The sequence below is a fragment of the Micromonospora sp. WMMD737 genome (assembly GCF_049179055.1).
Lineage (GTDB): Bacteria > Actinomycetota > Actinomycetes > Mycobacteriales > Micromonosporaceae > Micromonospora > Micromonospora reichwaldensis.
The window spans coordinates 2,187,237-2,206,826 of record NZ_JBMHMH010000001.1 but is presented as its reverse complement, the minus strand read 5'-3'; the positions used below and the strand labels follow the sequence as shown (position 1 = coordinate 2,206,826).

17 protein-coding genes, 3 pseudogenes and 3 riboswitches are annotated in these 19,590 nt (G+C 71.2%); of the genes and pseudogenes, 14 read left to right on the top strand and 6 right to left on the bottom strand.

What is annotated here, in order from left to right:
* Positions 1–2 precede the first annotated feature (2 nt).
* The 3 genes and pseudogenes from def to ACN27A_RS08585 all read right to left on the bottom strand — a co-directional run bounded on the left by def (position 3) and on the right by ACN27A_RS08585 (position 1,290).
* The gene (def, locus tag ACN27A_RS08595) at positions 3–548 is read right to left on the bottom strand and encodes a peptide deformylase (RefSeq protein ID WP_421451178.1); all 546 of its coding nucleotides are present in this window, start codon (positions 546–548) and stop codon (positions 3–5) included.
* Positions 549–627: 79 nt separating this feature from the next.
* Positions 628–822 (bottom strand): annotated as a pseudogene (locus ACN27A_RS08590) (CGNR zinc finger domain-containing protein); the annotation flags it as partial.
* Positions 823–831: 9 nt separating this feature from the next.
* The gene (locus ACN27A_RS08585; RefSeq protein ID WP_421451175.1) at positions 832–1,290 is read right to left on the bottom strand and encodes a Fur family transcriptional regulator; all 459 of its coding nucleotides are present in this window, start codon (positions 1,288–1,290) and stop codon (positions 832–834) included.
* An 83-nt stretch (positions 1,291–1,373) separates the two neighbouring features.
* Here ACN27A_RS08585 and ACN27A_RS08580 point away from each other — a divergent pair, with 83 nt between their 5' ends.
* The 4 genes from ACN27A_RS08580 to ACN27A_RS08565 all read left to right on the top strand — a co-directional run bounded on the left by ACN27A_RS08580 (position 1,374) and on the right by ACN27A_RS08565 (position 5,840).
* Positions 1,374–1,988 (top strand): superoxide dismutase, encoded by a 615-nt coding sequence (locus ACN27A_RS08580; RefSeq protein WP_421451172.1) that lies wholly within the window; start codon positions 1,374–1,376, stop codon positions 1,986–1,988.
* Positions 1,989–1,993: 5 nt separating this feature from the next.
* The gene (locus ACN27A_RS08575) at positions 1,994–2,248 is read left to right on the top strand and encodes a superoxide dismutase (RefSeq protein ID WP_421451169.1); all 255 of its coding nucleotides are present in this window, start codon (positions 1,994–1,996) and stop codon (positions 2,246–2,248) included.
* Between the two features lie 177 nt (positions 2,249–2,425).
* A complete protein-coding gene (gene alaS, locus ACN27A_RS08570) occupies positions 2,426–5,071 on the top strand; it encodes an alanine--tRNA ligase (protein WP_421458404.1) in 2,646 nt (881 codons plus the stop codon).
* Positions 5,072–5,156: 85 nt separating this feature from the next.
* Positions 5,157–5,840, top strand: a complete 684-nt coding sequence (locus tag ACN27A_RS08565) for a hypothetical protein (RefSeq protein ID WP_421451166.1) — start codon at positions 5,157–5,159, stop codon at positions 5,838–5,840.
* Positions 5,841–6,015: 175 nt separating this feature from the next.
* On the opposite strand, the gene metE is transcribed toward ACN27A_RS08565, so the two are convergent.
* Complete coding sequence (gene metE / locus ACN27A_RS08560; protein WP_421451163.1) at positions 6,016–8,253, bottom strand: 5-methyltetrahydropteroyltriglutamate--homocysteine S-methyltransferase; 2,238 nt, start codon at positions 8,251–8,253, stop codon at positions 6,016–6,018.
* A gap of 114 nt (positions 8,254–8,367) precedes the next feature.
* Positions 8,368–8,578, bottom strand: a riboswitch (cobalamin riboswitch).
* 168 nt (positions 8,579–8,746) lie between these two features.
* Between metE and ACN27A_RS08555 the strand changes: the two genes are divergently transcribed.
* The 3 genes from ACN27A_RS08555 to meaB are packed head-to-tail and all read left to right on the top strand — an operon-like array spanning position 8,747 to position 13,895.
* Positions 8,747–10,600 carry a methylmalonyl-CoA mutase family protein gene (locus ACN27A_RS08555; protein WP_421451161.1) on the top strand — a complete coding sequence of 618 codons (1,854 nt, stop codon included), beginning with the start codon at positions 8,747–8,749 and terminating at the stop codon, positions 10,598–10,600.
* Entirely contained in the window at positions 10,600–12,825 is a 2,226-nt protein-coding gene (gene scpA, locus ACN27A_RS08550) for a methylmalonyl-CoA mutase (protein ID WP_421451158.1), read from the top strand. Before ACN27A_RS08555 ends, scpA begins: the two co-directional genes overlap by 1 nt.
* 11 nt (positions 12,826–12,836) lie before the next feature.
* Positions 12,837–13,895 (top strand): methylmalonyl Co-A mutase-associated GTPase MeaB, encoded by a 1,059-nt coding sequence (meaB, locus tag ACN27A_RS08545; RefSeq protein ID WP_421451155.1) that lies wholly within the window; start codon positions 12,837–12,839, stop codon positions 13,893–13,895.
* On the opposite strand, the gene ACN27A_RS08540 is transcribed toward meaB, so the two are convergent.
* Positions 13,822–14,565: a class I SAM-dependent methyltransferase gene (locus ACN27A_RS08540; protein ID WP_421451152.1), complete on the bottom strand. Its 744-nt coding sequence runs from the start codon at positions 14,563–14,565 to the stop codon at positions 13,822–13,824. The two genes, meaB and ACN27A_RS08540, sit on opposite strands and share 74 nt — an antisense overlap.
* 130 nt (positions 14,566–14,695) lie before the next feature.
* Positions 14,696–14,914: riboswitch (cobalamin riboswitch) on the bottom strand.
* Positions 14,915–15,078: 164 nt separating this feature from the next.
* Here ACN27A_RS08540 and ACN27A_RS08535 point away from each other — a divergent pair.
* From ACN27A_RS08535 to ACN27A_RS08510, 6 genes and pseudogenes are all read left to right on the top strand, one after another.
* A pseudogene (locus ACN27A_RS08535) lies at positions 15,079–15,177 on the top strand (MerR family DNA-binding transcriptional regulator); the annotation flags it as partial.
* Between the two features lie 122 nt (positions 15,178–15,299).
* A pseudogene (locus ACN27A_RS08530) lies at positions 15,300–15,527 on the top strand (cobalt ABC transporter ATP-binding protein); the annotation flags it as partial.
* A 71-nt stretch (positions 15,528–15,598) separates the two neighbouring features.
* Complete coding sequence (locus ACN27A_RS08525; protein WP_421451149.1) at positions 15,599–15,997, top strand: hypothetical protein; 399 nt, start codon at positions 15,599–15,601, stop codon at positions 15,995–15,997.
* 31 nt (positions 15,998–16,028) lie between these two features.
* A complete protein-coding gene (locus ACN27A_RS08520) occupies positions 16,029–16,472 on the top strand; it encodes a hypothetical protein (protein ID WP_421451147.1) in 444 nt (147 codons plus the stop codon).
* 1 nt (position 16,473) lies between these two features.
* Positions 16,474–16,683, top strand: a riboswitch (cobalamin riboswitch).
* 129 nt (positions 16,684–16,812) lie between these two features.
* Positions 16,813–17,325, top strand: coding sequence for an acyl-CoA thioesterase (locus ACN27A_RS08515; protein ID WP_421451144.1), 513 nt, complete (start codon positions 16,813–16,815; stop codon positions 17,323–17,325).
* 3 nt (positions 17,326–17,328) lie between these two features.
* Complete coding sequence (locus ACN27A_RS08510) at positions 17,329–17,952, top strand: LysE family translocator (protein WP_421451141.1); 624 nt, start codon at positions 17,329–17,331, stop codon at positions 17,950–17,952.
* 286 nt (positions 17,953–18,238) lie between these two features.
* On the opposite strand, the gene ACN27A_RS08505 is transcribed toward ACN27A_RS08510, so the two are convergent.
* Positions 18,239–18,781 carry a TetR family transcriptional regulator gene (locus tag ACN27A_RS08505; RefSeq protein WP_421451138.1) on the bottom strand — a complete coding sequence of 181 codons (543 nt, stop codon included), beginning with the start codon at positions 18,779–18,781 and terminating at the stop codon, positions 18,239–18,241.
* Positions 18,782–18,917: 136 nt separating this feature from the next.
* Here ACN27A_RS08505 and ACN27A_RS08500 point away from each other — a divergent pair, with 136 nt between their 5' ends.
* Entirely contained in the window at positions 18,918–19,553 is a 636-nt protein-coding gene (locus tag ACN27A_RS08500; protein WP_421458403.1) for a maleylpyruvate isomerase family mycothiol-dependent enzyme, read from the top strand.
* Positions 19,554–19,590 lie beyond the last annotated feature (37 nt).

Genomic DNA, 19,590 nt, shown 5'->3' with positions numbered 1-19,590 from the left:
CGTCAGTTGCCCTCGCGGACGCCGACGCCGGGGTGTTCGGCGCTGGCGGCCAGGATCTGCTTGCGTTGCTTGACGGGGAGCCGGTCGACGTAGGCGAGGCCGTCGAGGTGGTCGACCTCGTGCTGGAAGCAGCGGGCGAGGGTGCCGGTGCCGTCGAGGCGGATCGGCTGGCCGTGCAGGTCGACTCCGGTGACGGCGGCGGTGGCGGAGCGGGCCAGGTCGGCCTGTTGTCCCGGGACGGACAGGCATCCCTCGGTGTCGGTCACGAGTTCCCGGTGCTCGGGCAGGTGCAGCACGGGGTTGATCACGTGGGCGACGGTGTGGGTGCCGGTGGCGTCGGGGCAGTCGACGACGAAGATCCGGGCGTCGACGCCGATCTGGTTGGCGGCCAGTCCGACGCCGTGGGCGGCGTACATGCTGGCGAACATGTCGTCGACGAGGGTGGCGAGCGCGTCGTCGAAGACGGTCACCGGGGCGCACCGGTGGTGCAGCACCGGGGTGCCGTAGCGGGTGATCGGCCTCGCGGTGCCGCCGGCATGCCTCTCCATAGTCGCCCATTCTATGCAGTTGCAAAATTATGGCAGTAAGGCTGGGAAGGAGTGTGGCGTCGGTGGCACCTGGCCGAGTGCACCGTTCGGAGCAGAACCGGCGGCTTCGGTTGCTGCTGTCGTCGAGGAGCACGGTCCGACATCGCTGTCTTGCGCAGACGCCGAGCCTGTTGATGCCCCGCTCGCACAGCCACGCGGCGAGTCCCCACACGGCGGCGGCAAGGTACTCGGCCGAGGAGGGGGTGCCGGGGGCGGCGACGTGCATGTGCCAGTCGTCGGGTCGTCAGCGGGTCGTTGTCCGGCACCGCGTACACCGTCCGTAGACGACGACGCCCGTGGGGTGCCCGCTGGGGTCCGCCTCGATGCCGGCGGCTCGTGCGGCGGCGACGCTCGCCGCGACCGCCTCGGCCGGTAGTTGTCGGATGTCGCCGCAGCCTGCGCAGACCGCGTGGTGGTGTGCGTCGTCGGCGAGCCCGAAGGTGGTTGTCCTGCCGATGGGCACGGTGTGCGCGATGCCGAGCCCGACCAGTTGGGCCAGCGCCCGGCGCACCGTGGAGAGCTCCACCGTCAGGCCGCGGGCGAGGAGCGCGTGGTGCAGTCGGGTCGCGGTCAGGTGCCCCTGGTCGCCCACCGCGCGGGCGAGCTCGTCAAGTATCGCCCGGCGTGCTGCGGTGTTGCGCAGGCCCGCGCGACGCGAGCGTCTCAGCGCGGCGTCCACCCGGTCGGCTCCCGATGTGCTCAATCGCCACTCCTCCGCGCGTACGCACCCCTGGTGTTGCAAGATAGTGGCAACAACCCACTCTTGGCAGCAACAGAGGAGTTCTGATGGCGGTCTACCACCTGCCGGATCTGCCCTACGACTACGGCGCGCTGGAGCCGGCCATGTCGGGGCAGATCCTGGAGCTGCACCACGACAAGCACCACGCCGCGTACGTCAAGGGCGCGAACGACGGCCTGGACCAGCTCGCCGAAGCCCGCGACAAGGGCGACTTCTCGAAGCTCGTCGGCCTGGAGAAGACGTTCGCCTTCAACCTGTCGGGTCACGTGCTGCATACGATCTTCTGGGGCAACCTGTCTCCGGACGGCGGCGACCGCCCGGACGGGGAGCTGGCCGCCGCGATCGACGAGCACTTCGGCTCGTTCGACGCGTTCGCCGGGCAGCTCTCCGCCGCCACGAAGAGCGTGCAGGGCTCCGGATGGGGAGTGCTGGCCTGGGAGCCGCTGAGCCAGCGGCTGATCGTGGAACAGGTGTACGACCACCACGGCAACGTCGGGCAGGGCTCCACGCCGCTGCTGGTCTTCGACGCCTGGGAGCACGCCTACTACCTGCAGTACAAGAACGTGCGGCCCGACTACGTGGACCGGCTGTGGAACTTGGTCAACTGGTCGGACGTGATCGCCCGCTTCGAGGCTGCCCGCGCCACGACGCCGAAGATCTGAACGGCGTGACCACCCCGGCTGCGGCGGAGCTGCTCCAACGGGCCGCCGGGGTCATCGCGGCCAAGCACCGCGGTGACCTAGGCGGCGCCGAGGAACTGCTCGCCGCGTTCGGCACCGAGCAGGCCAGGACCCTCGGCTTCTACCTGCTGGCAGACCTCAGTCTCGGGCTGCTCCGGGCGCAGAGCGGCCAGTCCATGGACGACCTCGTACGAGAGCTGTCCCTGCTCGTCGCCGCCACCGCCATCCGACCCGAGGCCTGACCCCGGGAGTCCGCCCGCCGGTCGGTGTCGCCGGCACACCAGGCCGGCGACACCGACCGGATCACCGAATCCGTAGCCTGGCGTCCGCGCAGGTGACCGACTGCGGGGTACCCGAAGAACTCTCACCCTGTTGCCAATAAGCTGTAGCTGCACATCATGGGCAACAAGGGGGCGCTGGTGCGGACGGCGGAGATCAAGCGGCGCTTCCTGGCGCACTTCGAGGCCAACGGGCACGCGGTGGTGCCGTCGGCGCCGCTGCCGGCGATCACGGACCCGAACCTGCTGTTCATCAACGCCGGCATGGTGCAGTTCGTCCCCTACTTCCTCGGCCAACGCGCCGCGCCGTACCGGGCCGCGACGTCGGTGCAGAAGTGCATCCGGACGCCGGACATCGACGAGGTCGGCAAGACGTCGCGGCACGGGACGTTCTTCCAGATGAACGGCAACTTCTCGTTCGGCGACTACTTCAAGGCCGGCGCGATCCCGCTGGCCTGGGAGTTGTCCACCAAGCCGGTCGAGCAGGGCGGTTTCGGGCTGGACCCGCAGCGGATCTGGGCGACGGTCTACCTCGACGACGACGAGGCGTACGACCTGTGGCTCGCCACCGGCGTGCCGGCGGAGCGGATCGTGCGCCGCGGCAAGGCGGACAACTTCTGGTCGATGGGCATCCCCGGCCCGGCCGGCCCCTGCTCCGAGCTGTACTACGACCGCGGCCCCGCCTACGGGGCCGAGGGCGGCCCGGAGGTCGACGAGGACCGGTACCTGGAGTTCTGGAACCTCGTCTTCATGCAGTACGAGATCGCCGACGTGGCGTCGAAGACCGACTTCCGCATCGTCGGCGACCTGCCGAACAAGAACATCGACACCGGCATGGGCCTGGAGCGGATCGCCTCGATCCTGCAGGGCGTGGACAACCTCTACGAGATCGACGAGGTCCGCCCCATCCTGGCCCGGGCCGCGGAACTCACCGGCAGGCAGTACGGCGTGCACTCCGGGCGGGCCGCCACCCAGTCCCACCCCGACGACGTACGCCTGCGGGTCATCGCCGACCACGTCCGCACCTCGCTCATGCTGATCGGCGACGGGGTGACCCCGTCCAACGAGGGCCGCGGGTACGTGCTGCGGCGGATCATGCGCCGCGCCATCCGCGCCATGCGGCTGCTCGGCTGGCAGGACAAGGCCCTGCCCGAACTGCTGCCCGTCGCCCGCGACTGCATGGCCCCGTCGTACCCCGAACTCGCCACCGACTTCGACCGGATCTCCTCGGCCGCCTACGCCGAGGAGGACACCTTCCTCGGCACGCTGCGCGCCGGCACCACCATCCTCGACACGGCGATCACGGAAACCAAGAAGGCCGGACGCACGTCACTGCCCGCCGACAAGGCCTTCCAACTGCACGACACGTACGGCTTCCCCATCGACCTCACCTTGGAGATCGCCAACGAGCAGGGCCTGACCGTGGACGCCGACGGCTTCCGGGCGCTGATGGCCGAGCAGCGCGCCCGCGCGAAGGCCGACGCGAAGGCCCGCAAGACCGGCCACGCCGACCTGTCGGCGTACCGGTCGGTGCTCGACGCGAACGGGCCGACGCGGTGGCTGGCCTACGAGACGCTCGACACCGACTCCCGGGTCGTCGCGCTCTGGTCCGGTGGCGCGGCGGTCGGCGCCGCCCACGCCGGCGACATCGTCACCGTCGCGCTGGACCAGACCCCGTTCTACGCCGAGAGCGGCGGCCAGGACTCCGACGCCGGCACCCTCACCGGCCCGAACCTGCGTGCCGAGATCATCGACGTGCAGCGACCGGTCAAGGGCCTGATCGCGCACACCGTCCGGATCCTCGACGGCAGCCTCGCCGTCGGCGACGCGGTGCACGCCGCGGTCGACCCCGAGTGGCGCGTCGGCGCCCGGCAGGCGCACTCGGGCACCCACGTCGTGCATGCCGCGCTGCGCCAGGTGCTCGGGCCCAACGCGTTGCAGTCCGGCTCGTACAACCGGCCCGGCTACCTGCGCCTGGACTTCGCCTGGCGCGGCGGCCTCTCCGACGCCACCCGCAGCGAGATCGAGGAGGTCTCGAACCTGGCGATCCGCAACGACCTGCCCGTCGACGTGCGCTACCTGCCGCTGGAGCAGGCCCGCGCCGAGGGCGCCCTGGCCCTGTTCGGCGAAACCTACGACGAGACCGTCCGGGTGGTCGAGATCGGCGGCGCGTGGTCGCGTGAGCTGTGCGGCGGCACCCACGTCGCGCGCTCCGCGCAGATCGGCTCCCTCGCCGTCACCGGCGAATCGTCGGTCGGCGCCGGCCAACGCCGCGTCGAAGCCGTCACCGGGATCGAGGCGTTCCGCTACCTCGCCCGCGAACGCGACCTCGTCACCCAACTCGCCGCCCAGCTCAAGGCCCGACCCGAGGAACTGCCCGACCGCGTGACCGCCCTGCTGGCGCGACTCAAGCAGACCGAACGCGAAGCCGACGAGCTGCGCGGCCGGCTCATCGACCTGGACGCCGACACCCACGCCGCCGACGCCGTCGACCTCGACGGCGTCGCGTACGCCGGCATCACCACCACCGGCGACGCCCGACGCCTCGCCGAGAAGGTCCGCGACCGCCTCGGCCGCCGCCCCGGCGTCGTCGGCGTCGTCGCCGGCGCGAGCATCGTCGTCGCCGTCACCCCCGCCGGCGTGCAACGCGGCCTGTCCGCCAACGACCTGATCAAGAAACTCCTGGCCGGAAAGGGCGGCGGCAACGCCGGGTCCGCCCAGGGCAAGGCCAACGCGGAACCGACGGAACTGCTCGACCGGCTGCGGGACCTCACCCGTGCGGCGTGACACCCGCCGCCGCCGACCGACCACCACACCCACCACCCCCGGGGGTGCCGCCACCCAGGCCGAGCACCACCGCCGAAAGGAACCCATGAGCGCCGGCACCGTCGTTCGTTCCCCCGACGGCAGCGACATCGTGCTCGGCGAGGTCGGCCAGCGGGTCCTGCTCGCCAACTCCCGGGTACGGGTCTGGGAGGTGGCCCTCGCCCCAGGCGAGTGCCAGCCCTGGCACCTGCACCACAACCCGTACCTCGTGCTCTGCCTCGACACCTCGCCCTGCCGGATGGACTGGCTCGACGGCAGCCCGCCCCGGCACATCAACGAACAGGTGGGCGGCGCCATCTACCGGCCCGTCTCCCCGGTCCACATGCTCACCAACCAGGGCCACAGCCTGTACCGCAACCGCCTCATCGAACTACTCGATCTCGGCGAGGAAGCCTCAGGAGAAGCACTCGATGTCCCGCTGGACACGAGCGACGGCTGGTCCGAGGAACCGCCCGAGGGCGTACCCCTGACCACGGTCCTGGACACCGACGACGTACGCGTCCAGCGCCTCACGATCCCACCCGGGAACGAACACGCCTGCCGCGCGGGCTCGGTACCCCTGCTCGTCGTCGAACTGGCCAGCGACGCGGACGTCGACACACCGCCACGAACTGCGGTGCGCTACCTGCATCCCGGCGAGACCCACCTCATCCGGAACCCGACCCGCACACCGATCGACACCCAGATCGTGGAGCTGCGCTACCTGCACGCCACGCCAACCAAGCCGTAGCGGCAGCCGCGCCACGACCGGCTGTCAGCCCCAGGTATCCGTCGTGCCGACCGCCGCACCAGGCTCGTCTTTGATGTGACTCCTGCCCGGGTCGTCGGTGACCGTCCTGTGCACCCAGCCCATCGGTGCCGTCGCCGGGCGGTCTCGATTCCGAGACCGCCCGGGACGGTGGTGCTCAGGCTCGCCGGACCTCGGCCGCCGCGGCGACGAGATGGCGCAGGGATGCCTCGACCTCAGGGTAGGTGCGGGTCTTCAGGCCGCAGTCCGGGTTGACCCAGAGCCGGCGGGCGGGGACGGCCGCGACGGCGCGGCGCAGCGCTTCGACGACCTCGTCGTGCGGCGGCACCCGTGGCGAGTGGATGTCCCACACGCCGGGTCCGACGCCGCGCTGGTAACCGATCGCGGCGAGGTCGTCCAGGATCTCCATCTTCGAGCGTGACGCCTCGATGCTGGTGACGTCGGCGTCGAGGGCGTCGATGGCGGTGATGACCTCACCGAACTCGGAGTAGCACAGGTGGGTGTGGATCTGGGTGTCGTCGGCGACGCCGCTGGTGGCCAGCCGGAACGCGCCGACCGCCCAATCGAGGTAGGCCGGCTGGTGCGTCCGGCGCAGCGGCAGGGTTTCCCGTAGCGCCGGTTCGTCGACCTGGATGACGCGTATCCCGGCGGCTTCCAGGTCGCGGCACTCGTCGCGCAGCGCGAGGGCGACCTGGTCGGCGGTGTCGGCGAGCGGCTGGTCGTCGCGGACGAACGACCAGGCGAGGATGGTGACCGGCCCGGTGAGCATGCCCTTGACGGGTTTGTCGGTCAGCGACTGGGCGTAGGTGGACCAGGTGACGGTCATGGGGGTCTTGCGGGCGACGTCGCCGTAGATGACAGGTGGGCGTACGCAGCGGGAGCCGTAGGACTGCACCCAGCCGTGATCGGTGGCGGCGAAGCCGTCGAGCTGTTCGCCGAAGTACTGGACCATGTCGTTGCGTTCGGGCTCGCCGTGCACGAGCACGTCGAGCCCCAGTTCCTCCTGTAGTCGGATGACGTGCTCGACCTCGGCGCGCATCCGCGCCGTGTAGCCGGCGTCATCGAGGGTGCCGGCCCGGTGCGCCGCGCGGGCCGTACGCAACGCGGGGGTCTGCGGGAACGAGCCGATCGTGGTGGTGGGCAGCTCGGGCAGGCCGAGGCGCTGCTGCTGGCGATCGGCCCGGTCGGCGTAGTCGCCGCGCTGCCGGTCGCCGGGACGCAACGCGGCGAGGCGGCCCCGGATGTCGTCGCGGCGCCACGACGGCGGTGCGGATGGCAGTGGTGCGGTCAGGGTGGTGGTGCCGTCGCGCAGCGCACGACCGAGCAGGACGACCTCGTCGACCTTCTGCCGGGCGAACGCGAGCCGTTCGGACAACTGAGGATCGAGTCGCGTCTCGGCGGCCAGGTCGACGGGGACGTGCAGCAGCGAGCAGGACGTGGAGACGGACACGAGGTCGGCCAGACCGGTGACGGTGACTCCGGTGGTGACGGCTGCGCGCAGGTCGGTGCGCCAGATGTTGCGGCCGTCGACCAGGCCGGCGACGATGGTCTTTCCCCGCAGCGGGCCGGCGGCGGCGAGCCGGTTGAGGTTCTCCGGCCCGGCGACGAGGTCGACGCCGATGGCCTCGACCGGTGTGTCGAGCAGAGCCGGCAGGGCGTCGGCGAGGTCCCCGAAGTAGCTGGCGACGAAGATCCGCGGCCGGTTCGGCAGCTCACCGAGACGCCGGTAGGCGTGCCGCAGGCCGTCGACTTCGGCGGGGGTGCGGTCGGCGACGTAGGCGGGCTCGTCGAGCTGCACCCACGGCACGCCCGCCTCGGCCAGCGCGGTGAGGATCGCGGCGTACGTTTCGACGAGGTCGTCCAGGCGGGCGAACGGGTCGTCGCCCTTGGCCAGCAGCAGGAACGTGGCCGGCCCGACCAGCACCGGACGGGTGGTGATGCCGAGCTCACGTGCTTCGGCGTACTCCCTGAGCGCCTTGGCCGGATTGGCGGCGAAGGCGGTGTCGGCGTTGATCTCCGGCACCAGGTAGTGGTAGTTGGTGTCGAACCACTTGGTCAGCTCCAGCGCCGGCTCGGCGTCGACGCCGCGGGCCATGGCGAAGTAGGTGTCGAGCGCGCCGAGGCCGAGGCGGGCGAACCGCTGGGGGATCGCGCCGACCGCGACGGCGGTGTCGAGCACGTGGTCGTAGTAGGAGAACGTGTTGGACGGGATCGCGTCGAGGCGCGCGTCTCGCAGCGTCCGCCACACCTCGGCCCGCAGGCCGGCGGCAACGGCCTCCAGGCCGGCGGCGTCCAGGGCGCCGGCCCAGTACGCCTCGACCGCCTTCTTCAACTCGCGGTTGGCGCCGATGCGCGGGTAGCCGAGCACGGTGCTCTGCCCGAATGAGGTACTCACGGTGGTCCTTCCCTCGAGGTGCCTGGCGGCCACACGGGAGAGGAAGGCGGGGCACGACAGGGCGTACCGGCTTCCGCCCTGGCCCTCCCGAGAGGCCGCCGACGGCGCACACCGGCGGTGTGCGCGGCGCTGGCAGGTCTTCGGACTCGTGGGCGTGACGCATGGTCGCCTACTGGCCGTCGCTTCCCAGACCTCGCGGTCCAGTGCTTTTGACGGCGGTCGTTCCCACTCACCGCTGCGGGGCAGTCCCGGTTTCGCACCGGGTTCCCTCTTACGACGCCTCACCCCGGTAGGGGAGAGGCGAACCAGCACTGCCCGCGATGGTACGACGCCGACGCCGGGTACGTGCGGTGCCGTCCGAGGCGCGGGACGAGGCCACGATCAGCGCCGGCGGCACCCCGCGCTCCTGGTGCGGGTCATGACGCCATCACGTTCGCAGTTGATGTCGTCACATCACGATCTGGTCATGCCGGACTGCCCTTACTATCCCGGCATGACGGTGCCGTCAGAGACGCTTCCCCTCGCTGCCGACTTCCCGGCCGCCACGCGCGAGCAGTGGCAGCGGTTGACCCTGGGGGTTTTGCGCAAGTCCGGCCTCGCCGGCGACGACACCCCGGTCGACGCGGTCGAGGACCTGCTGGCTCACCGCGACGACGAGGTGACGCTGGCGCCGCTGTACACCGCGGACGATCCGACGCCGATGCCGGGGCCGCCGGGACTGTTCCCGTACACCCGCGGCGGTCGGGCGGCGGGAGCGGTGACGGCAGGGTGGGACATCCGGCAGCGGCACGCCGACCCGGACCCGAAGGTCACCGCCGAGGCGGTCGGCGCCGACCTGGAGAACGGCGCCACGTCCCTGTGGCTGGTGCTCGGCGAACACGGTCTGCCGCCGGCCGCGCTGCCGGCGGCGCTGGAAGGCGTCTACCTGGATCTGGCCGGGATCGTGCTGGACGCCGGGGCCGCCGCGGTCGAGGCCGTGCCGACGTGGTTCGCGCTGCTGACCGAGCGGCAGGTGCCACCGGCCGAGGTGCGCGGCAACCTCGGTGTGGACCCGCTCGGATGGCGGGCGCGCACCGGGCAGGGGTGGGAAGGCCCGGCGGGCGAGTGGGCCAGCCGCTGCGCCGACAGCTTCCCGGGGCTGCGGTCGATGACTGTCGACGCGACGGCCTATCACGACGCGGGCGCCTCGGACGCGCAGGAACTCGGCTGCGCGGTGGCCACCGGCGTGGCCTACCTGCGGGACCTCACCGCGGCCGGGCTGAGCGTGCCGGCCGCGTTCGCGCAGCTGGAGTTCCGGTACGCGGCCACCGCCGACCAGTTCGCCACGATCGCGAAGCTGCGGGCGGCGCGCCGGTTGTGGGCCCGGGTGGCGCAGGTGTGCGGGGTGCCCGAGGACGGCGCGCAACGCCAGCACGCGGTCACCTCCGCGGTGATGATGACCGCCCGCGATCCGTGGGTGAACATGCTGCGTACCACGCTGGCCTGTTTCGCTGCCGGCGTCGGCGGCGCGGACGCGGTGACCGTGCAGCCGTTCGACCACTGCCTGGGCCTGCCGGACGGCTTCGCCCGCCGGATCGCCCGCAACACCCAGTCGCTGCTGCTGGAAGAGGCGAACGTGGGCCGGGTGATCGACCCGGCTGGCGGCTCGTGGTACGTCGAGCGGTACACCGAGGAACTGGCCCAGTCGGCATGGGCGTGGTTCACCGAGATCGAGCAGGCCGGCGGGATGGCCGCGGCGCTGGACAGCGGCCTGGTCGCCGACCGGCTGGCCGCGACCTGGCAGCGGCGGGCCGACAACCTGGCGCACCGTCGGGACCCGCTGACGGGGGTCAGCGAGTTCCCGCAGCTGGACGAGCGGCTGCCGGCACGGCCGCCCGCGCCGCCGCCACCGGGCGGCGGACTGCCTCGACACCGGTACGCCCAGGCGTACGAGGCGCTGCGGGACCGCGCCGACGCCCACACGGCGGCCGCGGACACGCGGCCCACCGTCTTCCTCGCCACGCTGGGGTCGGCGGCGGTGCACAACGCGCGGGCCGGCTTCGCCGCGAACCTCTTCGCCGCCGGTGGGATCGTCACCGTACGGCCGCCGGTCGGGGACGACGATCCGGCCCGGCTGGCTGCCGAGTTCACCGCCAGCGGCGCCCGCGTCGCCTGCCTGTGCTCCTCCGACCGGGTGTACGGGCAGTCGGCGGAAGCGGTGGCGCGGGCGTTGACCGACGCGGGCGCACAGCGCGTCTGGCTGGCCGGCAAACCGGCCGGATACACCGGTGTGGACGACTACCTGTTCGCGGGCTGCGACGCGGTCGCGGTGCTGGAGACGACGCTGAACGATCTGGGGGTGGCGTGATGGGCGCGGGAATTCCCGACTTCCGCGGCGTCGAGCTCGGCGCGCCGCCGACCGCCGCCGACGCCGACCTGGGCCGGTGGCGCGACGCGGTGCGCGCCGAGACCGGCGGTGACCCGCAGGCGCTGACCTGGCAGACACCGGAGGGCATCGACGTCGCTCCGTTGCACACCGTGACGGACCGGGCCGGGCTGGATTTCCTGGGCACGTATCCGGGCGTCGCCCCGTACCTACGCGGCCCGTACCCGACCATGTACACCACGCAGCCGTGGACGATCCGCCAGTACGCGGGGTTCTCCACCGCCCAGGAGTCGAACGCGTTCTACCGGCGCAACCTGGCGGCCGGCCAGAAGGGACTGTCGGTCGCCTTCGACCTGCCGACCCACCGTGGCTACGACTCCGATCATCCCCGCGTCGCCGGTGACGTGGGCATGGCCGGGGTGGCGATCGACTCCATCTACGACATGCGGCAGCTGTTCGACGGCATCCCGCTGGACCGGATGAGCGTGTCGATGACCATGAACGGCGCCGTGCTGCCGGTGCTGGCGTTGTACATCGTCGCCGCCGAGGAGCAGGGGGTGGCGCCGGAGCAGCTCTCCGGCACCATCCAGAACGACATCCTCAAGGAGTTCATGGTCCGCAACACCTACATCTACCCGCCGCAACCGTCGATGCGGATCATCTCCGACATCTTCGCCTTCACCTCGGCGCGGATGCCCCGGTTCAACTCGATCTCCATCTCCGGTTACCACATCCAGGAAGCCGGCGCGACCGCCGACCTGGAACTCGCCTACACCCTCGCCGACGGCGTCGAGTACCTGCGTGCCGGCCGTGACGCCGGGCTGGACATCGACGCGTTCGCGCCCCGGCTGTCGTTCTTCTGGGCGATCGGGATGAACTTCTTCATGGAGGTGGCGAAGCTGCGGGCGGCGCGGCTGCTGTGGGCCCGCCTGGTCCGCGACTTCCACCCGAAGAACCCCAAGTCGCTGAGTTTGCGGGCGCACTGCCAGACCTCCGGCTGGTCGCTGACCGCGCAGGACGTGTTCAACAACGTGGTGCGTACCTGCGTCGAGGCGATGGCCGCCACGCAGGGACACACCCAGTCCCTGCACACCAACGCCCTCGACGAGGCGTTGGCGCTGCCGACCGACTTCTCCGCCCGGATCGCCCGCAACACCCAGCTGGTGCTGCAGCAGGAGTCGGGCACCACGAGGGTGATCGACCCCTGGGGCGGCAGCGCGTACGTGGAGCGGCTCACCCACGACCTGGCCGCCCGCGCCTGGCGGCACATCCGCGAGGTGGAAGCGGCCGGCGGGATGGCCCGCGCCATCGACGAGGGCATCCCGAAGCTGCGGATCGAGGAGGCCGCCGCCCGTACCCAGGCCCGCATCGACTCCGGCCGGCAGCCGGTGATCGGGGTCAACAAGTACCGCCCGGACGCCGACGAGCCGATCGACGTGCTCAAGGTCGACAACCGGTCGGTGCGCGCGCAGCAGATGGACAAGCTGCGCCGGCTGCGCGCGGAACGCGACGAGCAGACCTGCGCCGCGACCCTGGACGCGTTGACCCGGGCGGCCTGCGCCGCCCTCGACGGCACCCGAGGGCCCGGCCTCGACGGCAACCTGCTCGCCCTGGCCGTCGACGCCGCCCGGGCGAAGGCCACCGTGGGGGAGATCTCCGACGCGCTGGAGAAGGTGTACGGACGCCACGCCGCGCAGATCCGTACCATCTCCGGGGTGTACCGGCACGAGGCGGGCGCCGTCTCCGCGATCGAGCGCGTCCGCGCCGCCACCGCGGCGTTCGCCGTCGCCGAGGGCCGCCAGCCCCGCATCCTGGTGGCCAAGATGGGCCAGGACGGCCACGACCGCGGCCAGAAGGTGATCGCCACCGCCTTCGCCGACCTCGGCTTCGACGTCGACGTGGGCCCGCTGTTCCAGACGCCCGCCGAGGTGGCCCGGCAGGCGGTCGAGGCCGACGTGCACATCGTCGGCGTCTCCAGCCTCGCCGCCGGCCACCTCACGCTGGTGCCGGCGCTGCGCGAGGAACTGACCGCGCTGGACCGCGACGACATCATGATCATCGTGGGAGGTGTGATCCCGCCGCAGGACTTCGACGCGCTGCGCGAGGCCGGCGCCTCGGCGATCTTCCCGCCCGGCACCGTCATCGCCGAAGCCGCCCGGGAACTGCTCACCGAGCTGTCCCGGCGGCTCGGCCACCCGGACGCGTGAGCGGCGCCACGATGCGGACCCCGTCGGTCGAGGCGTACGCCGACGGGGTACGCGCGGGCTCACGCGCGTGGATCGCCCGGGCCATCACCCTGGTCGAGTCCACCCGACCCGACCACCGGGCCACGGCGCAGCAGCTGCTCGCGGCACTCACCCCACACGCCGGCGGCGCCCGCCGTGTCGGCATCACCGGGGTACCCGGCGTCGGCAAGTCCACGTTCATCGACGCCCTCGGCTGCCGGCTGACCGGCGACGGGCATCGGGTGGCGGTGCTCGCGGTCGACCCGTCGTCGACGCGCACCGGCGGGAGCATCCTCGGCGACAAGACCCGCATGGCCCGCCTCGCCGTCGACCCGGCCGCGTTCGTCCGGCCCTCGCCCACGGCCGGCACGCTCGGTGGTGTCGCCAAGGCCACCCGGGAAGCGATCGTGGTGCTCGAGGCCGCCGGCTACGACGTGGTGCTGGTCGAGACCGTCGGCGTCGGCCAGTCCGAGACCACGGTCGCCGACATGGTCGACTCGTTCCTGCTGCTCACCCTGGCCCGCACCGGCGACCAGCTGCAGGGCATCAAGAAGGGCGTGCTGGAACTTGCCGACGTCATCGCCGTCAACAAGGCCGACGGCCCGCACGCGACCGACGCCCGCCGGGCCGCCCGGGAACTCGCCGGCGCGCTGCGCCTGATGCACCCGCCCGACGCGGGCTGGCACACCCCGGTGGTCACGTGCAGCGCCCAGGAGGAGACCGGCCTCGACGAGGTGTGGCAGCAGATCCGTCACCACCAGGACACCCTGACCGCCTCCGGCGAACTGGCCGAGCGGCGCCGACGCCAGCAGATCGGCTGGGTGTGGGCGATGGTACGGGCCGAACTGCTGGACCGGCTCCACACGCATCCCACCGTGCGAGCCCTCGCGCCGCGCATCGAGCGGCAGGTCCTCGCCGGCACCCTCACCCCGGCGGTCGCCGCCGAGCGGCTGCTGGCCGGCTTCGCCGACCCGACCGTCACACCGGACACACCACCAGACCCATCTCCGCCGGGTAGCGGTACCGCCAGTTTCCGTCCGGCGTCCGGCTGAGCATCGGCGCGAGCAGGGCCAGCAGACGGCGGGCCAGCCGCCCGGGCAGCGACCGCCCGGCCAGGCGCCGGACCAGCTCGGCCTCGTCGGCCACGGTGACGGTCCGCACCGCGGTCACCATCTGCACGTCGGCGGTCAGACCCAGTTCGGCCAGCGCTCCGGCGATGAGCAGGTGCCGGGGCGCCTGCCGGGGTGCCGGCTCGCCGAGTATCGCCGCGAGGACCTGGTCGTGCGGCGCGGGCGTGCCGGCCTCGTCGACGCAGAGCAGCAGCCGGTCGGCGTGCAGCACCATGGCTCGCAGCGCCGCCGGTAGATCGTGGTGCCGGCGCAGTGCGCCGGTGCTGACCACCACGTCGTGGTGCGCGACCGCCGCGTGCGGCCACAGCGCGTGCACGGTGTCGACGGTGACGCCGTGCCGCTGGGCGTCGGCCGCCACCTGGGCGAGGCGCTGTAGGGAGCCGTCGACCACTGTGACGTGTGCACCGGCCCGGGCGGCCGTCGTCGCGAACTCGTCCGCGGCGATGTCGAGCACGGTCTCTCCCGGACCGATGTAGGACGTCAGCGTCCGAGACACCTCCGGGTCGAGCACAAAGGATTTGTCGTGGGCGCTGTCGATGGTGGCGTGCCAGGCGGCGGCGAACCCGTAGCCGGGCGCGGTCGAGGACGTCATCTGCCTGGGGATCCTTCCCTCGCGGTCCGGCGTGGCCCACCGTCGGATCGGGGAAGATGATGGCAGGGCTGGGCGATGAGCTGCCCAGCCGCGCCCGGGCCCTCCCGCGAGGCCGTCGGCGGCGTGCGTGGTCACGCACGCGGCGCGGGCAGGTCTTCGGACTCGTGGACGCGACCGGACGAGCCGATCTCCTACTGGCCGTCGCTTCCCGGACACCAGGGGCATCCAGTGCGTGTGACGGCGGTCGTTCCCACTCACCGCTGCGGGGCAGTCCCGGATTCACACCGGATTCCCTCTTACGACGCCCGGACCGTCATGGTTCAGGCGAACCAGCACCGGCGCCCATCCTAGGGCACCCGCCGGCGGAAGCGACCGGAGCAAAGAGCACGCGAGGTGCGCCGTACGCGCCGATGGCGACGAACACTGGCGGTCGGCGACCAACGCGGTCTCGGCCCGATGGGGACGTCCGGCCGGGCTTGCACCTGACACTGCGTCAGGTCCTACCGTGCCCGTATGCGGACATGGTCAGTGGGCCAAGTGGCTGAAGCGTCCGGATTGACGGTGCGCACACTGCATTACTACGACCGTCTCGGACTGCTGCGCAGCGAACGCACACCCCGGGGGCCACCGCCGGTACTCGGAGTAGCACATTGCCCGGCTGTACCGCATCCGCGCCCTGCGCGACCTGGGTTTCTCCTTGGCCGAGATCGGCGCCGCGCTGACCGGCGACGACAGCACCCGAAGGACGCGGCGTCGTCGTGGCCACCCACGACGTGGAGTTCATCGCCACCGTCGCCGACCGCGTCGTCGTGTCGGCCGAAGGAGAGGTGGTGTCGGACGGCACCACCGCCGAGGTGCTCGGCGCCTCGGCCGCCTTCGCCACCCAGGTCGCCAAGATCCTCGGCGCACACTGGCTGACCGTCGCCGACGTACGGGCCGCACTCGAACGGCAACCGTCATGACGCCATCGCTGCCCACCCGCACCTGGGGCCGAAACGACCAAGCCGTGCGAATCGGCCTACGATCAGCGACCGTGCTGACCCTCGCGTCGCTCGCCGGACTCATGATGTTCCGCTGGCCGCTGCTGGTACGCGTCGAGCCGCAGAGCATGCAGCACGCCCCGGACGCACCGTTCATCTTCATGGGCATCCTGCCGCTGCTCATCATCGTCATCGCCGAACTGTCCGAGGGCGGCATGGACGCCAAAGCCCTCGCGATGCTCGGCGTGCTCTCCGCGACCAACGCCGCGCTACGCCCCCTCGGCGCCGGCACCGCAGGCATCGAAACGGTGTTCTTCATGCTCGTGCTCGCCGGACGAGTGTTCGGCGCCGGCTTCGGCTTCACGCTCGGCTGCACATCGCTGTTCGCCTCGGCCCTGCTCACCGCCGGGGTAGGGCCGTGGCTGCCGTTCCAGATGCTGTGCTCCGCCTGATCGGCATGGGCGCCGGTCTTTGCCCCGCCGGGTGAGCGGCAGAGCCGAGATCGCCATGCTCGTCGGCTACGGCATCGTCGTGGCGTACCTGTTCGGCTTCCTGATGAACCTGTGGTTCTGGCCGTTCATCACCGGCGCGGAGGTCGACTACTACCACGGGCACATCTCCTACGTCCCGGGCGCACCAGTGCTGGACAACCTGCACCGATTCGCCATCTTCACCCTGCTGACCTCGACCGCCGGATGGGACACCGGCCGCGCCATCACCAACACCCTGGCGATCCTCATCGTCGGCCCCGCCATCCTGGCCACCCTCAGACGCGCCTCCCGCCGCGCCTCCTACGGTGTCGAAGGCACCTTCTCCAGCCCGGCCGCCGGCAACGAGCAGCCCACTGCCGAACGGCCCGACCAACGAAGCGTTGAGACCGGCACCACCGACCCTGACCTGCCACGCCAGCACAGTCTCGCCGACTGAGTACGATGACCGCAGCGTTGGTTCACCCGGACGGCGACGGCCGGGTGTCGTAAGAGGGAACCCGGTGGAAGTCCGGGACTGCCCCGCAGCGGTGAGTGGGAACGACCGCCGTCATCAGCACTGGGCACCACGCCTGGGAAGCGACGGCCAGTAGACGACCGATTCGGTCCGGCCCGCGAGTCCGAAGACCTGCCCGCGCCGCGTACACGACGTGTGTGCGCTGCCGTCGACCTCGCGGGTGGGTCGCTCGGGTGACACGCCGCACGCTAGCCGTCGGCGTGCCCTCGACGTGCGTACCCCCGGTCGGTCGGCGGTCCGCTTCCCGAGGACGGAACCGCCAATGCACGACACCACCACGCTCGCCGGCCGGCCACCGTCGGCCTCGCACCTGACCCTGTCGCAGATCATGGACCAGCACCACACCAACCTGATGGGCACGGTGCACGGCGGCCGGATCCTCAACCTCATCGACTCCGTTGCCGGCGTGGTCGCGGCCCGGCACTCCGACGGGCCGGCGGTCACCGCCGCCATCGACGAGACCGCCTTCCTCCGCGCGGTGCGGGTCGGCGACGTCGTCCACGTCGATGCCCGGATCACCTGGGCCGGACGCAGCTCCATGGAGGTCGCCGTGAAGGTGACCGCCGACCGGTGGGACCGGGCGGTGCCGCCCACCGACGTGGCCACCGCGCACCTGGTCATGGTGGCGATCGACGACGACGGACATCCCCGCGCCGTCCCGCCGCTGCTACCCGAGAGCGACGGGGACCGGAGGCGCTACCGCGAGGCACAGATCCGCCGCGAACACCGACTCGCGCTGCGCCGCGCTCTGCTCGACGGCGCCGAGGAGGGCTGAACCTTGCTCGGACTGTCCGTAACGACCCTCGTTGGCTACCTGGCCGCGATCGCCGTTCTCATGATCACACCTGGTCCCGACATGATGTTCGTCCTCGCCAACGCCACCCGCTACGGTGCCCGATCCGGCGTCGTCGCCGCGCTCGGCGTCGCCGCTGGCGAAACCGTCCACGTCGCGGCGGTGGTCTTCGGCTTGGCCACCGTGGTGACCGCTTCGCCGGTGCTGTTCACCGCGATCCGCTGGGCCGGCGCCGCGTATCTGGTCATCCTGGGGATCCGAGCCGTACGCCAGAGCGGCACCGCCACCCACAGTGACCCCGAGCGCGGCGCAACGCCTCGCCAGGCATTCCTGCGCGGGTTGGTGACCAACCTGCTAAACCCGAAGATGATCCTGTTCAGCGTGGCGTTCCTGCCCCAGTTCGTCGATCCCGCCGCCGGCGACCCCACCACCCAGCTCCTCCTGCTCGGTGCCCTGTTCGTCGCCGTGCAGCTCATAGTTGACGTCACCCTCGGCGCGGGCGTCGGACGCCTGGCACATCGATTGACCGACGGACGCTGGTCACGGCGGATCAACCGGCTCTGCGCGATCGCCTTCGTCGCACTCGGCGTTCGCCTCGCACTGGGCTGACCGAACACACCAGTACTCAAGATCGACACAGTATTCGCTAGCGGTCACCGGATGATCAGTCACACCGCGGCACGGTGGCAGGCGAGGTTCCTTCGCCCACCATCCGTGCCGTGAGAGTGCTCAGAGAAGACGTTTCTCAGCGAAGTTTCCGTGTACGACCCTGCGGCCGTCACCTCCGCGAAAAACTCGACCAACTTCGTCGTTTTCTCGATCGCAATCTGACTGAGTATCACGCTCGCATGCATCCCTGTAGGTTTGCGGCAACGTCGCAGACTGCGCGGGCAATTCAAGATCTGTAGCTGGCGGCCCGGCTCTCCAGTTCGCGTTCCATGCCGAGCAGCAACAAGGCGAGCCCGTCGTGGAACAGCCTGTCGCGGAGGAGAGGGTCAGCCACGGAGTCCTCCGAGGCGAGGGCAGACATGGTCCACCGTGCGGCGGCTTCGATCATTCGTTGCGCTGGTTCGCGCGGGACTCCGAGCCGGATGAGAGCTGCCAGCTCCGGTGGCTCGACGTTGCTGTTCCTGAGTCCTGTGTCCGCCATGTGGGCATGGTCGACCATGGCACGGGCCAGGCCCGGGTGGAGGCGGTAGAGGCCGCGCAGGAGCGCGATATCCCTCCGTAGAGCGGCTACCCACTCGGCCAGCGTCGTGACGTGGTCGTAAGCCCCCTCGGGCCGGTTGAGAGATCTGAAGGCCTCGGCGGAAATCAGGTCCAGAAGGGCGGCCTTGTCGCGCACGTGGTGGTAGAGGGTCGGCGCCTGAATGCCAAGTGCGCTGGCGAGGTTACGCATCGAAAGCTTGGCGACGCCGTCGGTGCGAACGATCTCCATTGCGGCAGCGACGACATCGCTTCGGGTGAGGCCCACCGGCCGCCGGGAAGAACCGTGGGGTGCGGAGGTGGGTGAGCGGTCACGGGAGGAAGTTCGCACAGAACCACTCTAACAATGTTAGAGTGGTTCTGTGGACATGACCCGGGAAGAAGTCCAGGACCTGACCATGGTCGAACGCGACCGGCTGGTCGCCGACCTGAGCTCCCTCGCCGACGAGGCGTGGCAGACCGCGAGCCTGTGTTCGGGCTGGACGGTGCGCGACCTGACCGCGCACCTGCTGATGCCCTACGAGATCTCAGCCCTCTCGCTGCTCGGTCAGTTGGCACGCGCGCGGTTCCGCTTCGACCGGGTCGCCGACGAGTGGGCGCGCCGTGACCCGCGGACACCCGACCAACTGCTCACCGCGCTGAACTCCATCGACGGCAAACGCTTCGGCACACCGGGTGTCTCCCAGGCCGCCGGCTTGAGCCATCTCGTCGCTCACAAGGCGGACCTCTACCGGCCTCTCGGCCTCGACCACGTCGTCGGGCCCACCGTCGGCGTGATCGTCCTCAACGAGTTGGTTGGCCGTGGCCGCGGTAGCCTCCCCGACGGCATCCTCGACGGGCGTCGGTTCACCGCTTCGGACCTCGACTGGAGTTACGGCACGGGCGAGCAGGTGGCCGGCCCTGCTTCCGCCCTCATCACCACCTTGCTGGGACGCGACGCGGCCCTCGGAGAGTTGTCCGGGCCCGGCGTCCCAGGCGTCGTCGGCCAGTTGAGGCGCGCTTAGTGCTTCAACGTACGGCGGTTGGCCGCAGTGGATTCGA

Bases quoted from the DNA above. Each gene is read 5' to 3' on its own strand.
- ACN27A_RS08505 (WP_421451138.1), bottom strand. From the start codon at position 18,781: ATGGAGATCGTTCGCACCGACGGCGTCGCCAAGCTTTCGATGCGTAAC.
- ACN27A_RS08540 (WP_421451152.1), bottom strand. From the start codon at position 14,565: ATGACGTCCTCGACCGCGCCCGGCTACGGGTTCGCCGCCGCCTGGCAC.
- meaB (WP_421451155.1), top strand. From the start codon at position 12,837: ATGCGGACCCCGTCGGTCGAGGCGTACGCCGACGGGGTACGCGCGGGC.
- scpA (WP_421451158.1), top strand. From the start codon at position 10,600: ATGGGCGCGGGAATTCCCGACTTCCGCGGCGTCGAGCTCGGCGCGCCG.
- ACN27A_RS08515 (WP_421451144.1), top strand. From the start codon at position 16,813: ATGCACGACACCACCACGCTCGCCGGCCGGCCACCGTCGGCCTCGCAC.
- ACN27A_RS08565 (WP_421451166.1), top strand. From the start codon at position 5,157: ATGAGCGCCGGCACCGTCGTTCGTTCCCCCGACGGCAGCGACATCGTG.
- ACN27A_RS08500 (WP_421458403.1), top strand. From the start codon at position 18,918: ATGACCCGGGAAGAAGTCCAGGACCTGACCATGGTCGAACGCGACCGG.
- ACN27A_RS08580 (WP_421451172.1), top strand. From the start codon at position 1,374: ATGGCGGTCTACCACCTGCCGGATCTGCCCTACGACTACGGCGCGCTG.
- def (WP_421451178.1), bottom strand. From the start codon at position 548: ATGGAGAGGCATGCCGGCGGCACCGCGAGGCCGATCACCCGCTACGGC.
- ACN27A_RS08555 (WP_421451161.1), top strand. From the start codon at position 8,747: ATGACGGTGCCGTCAGAGACGCTTCCCCTCGCTGCCGACTTCCCGGCC.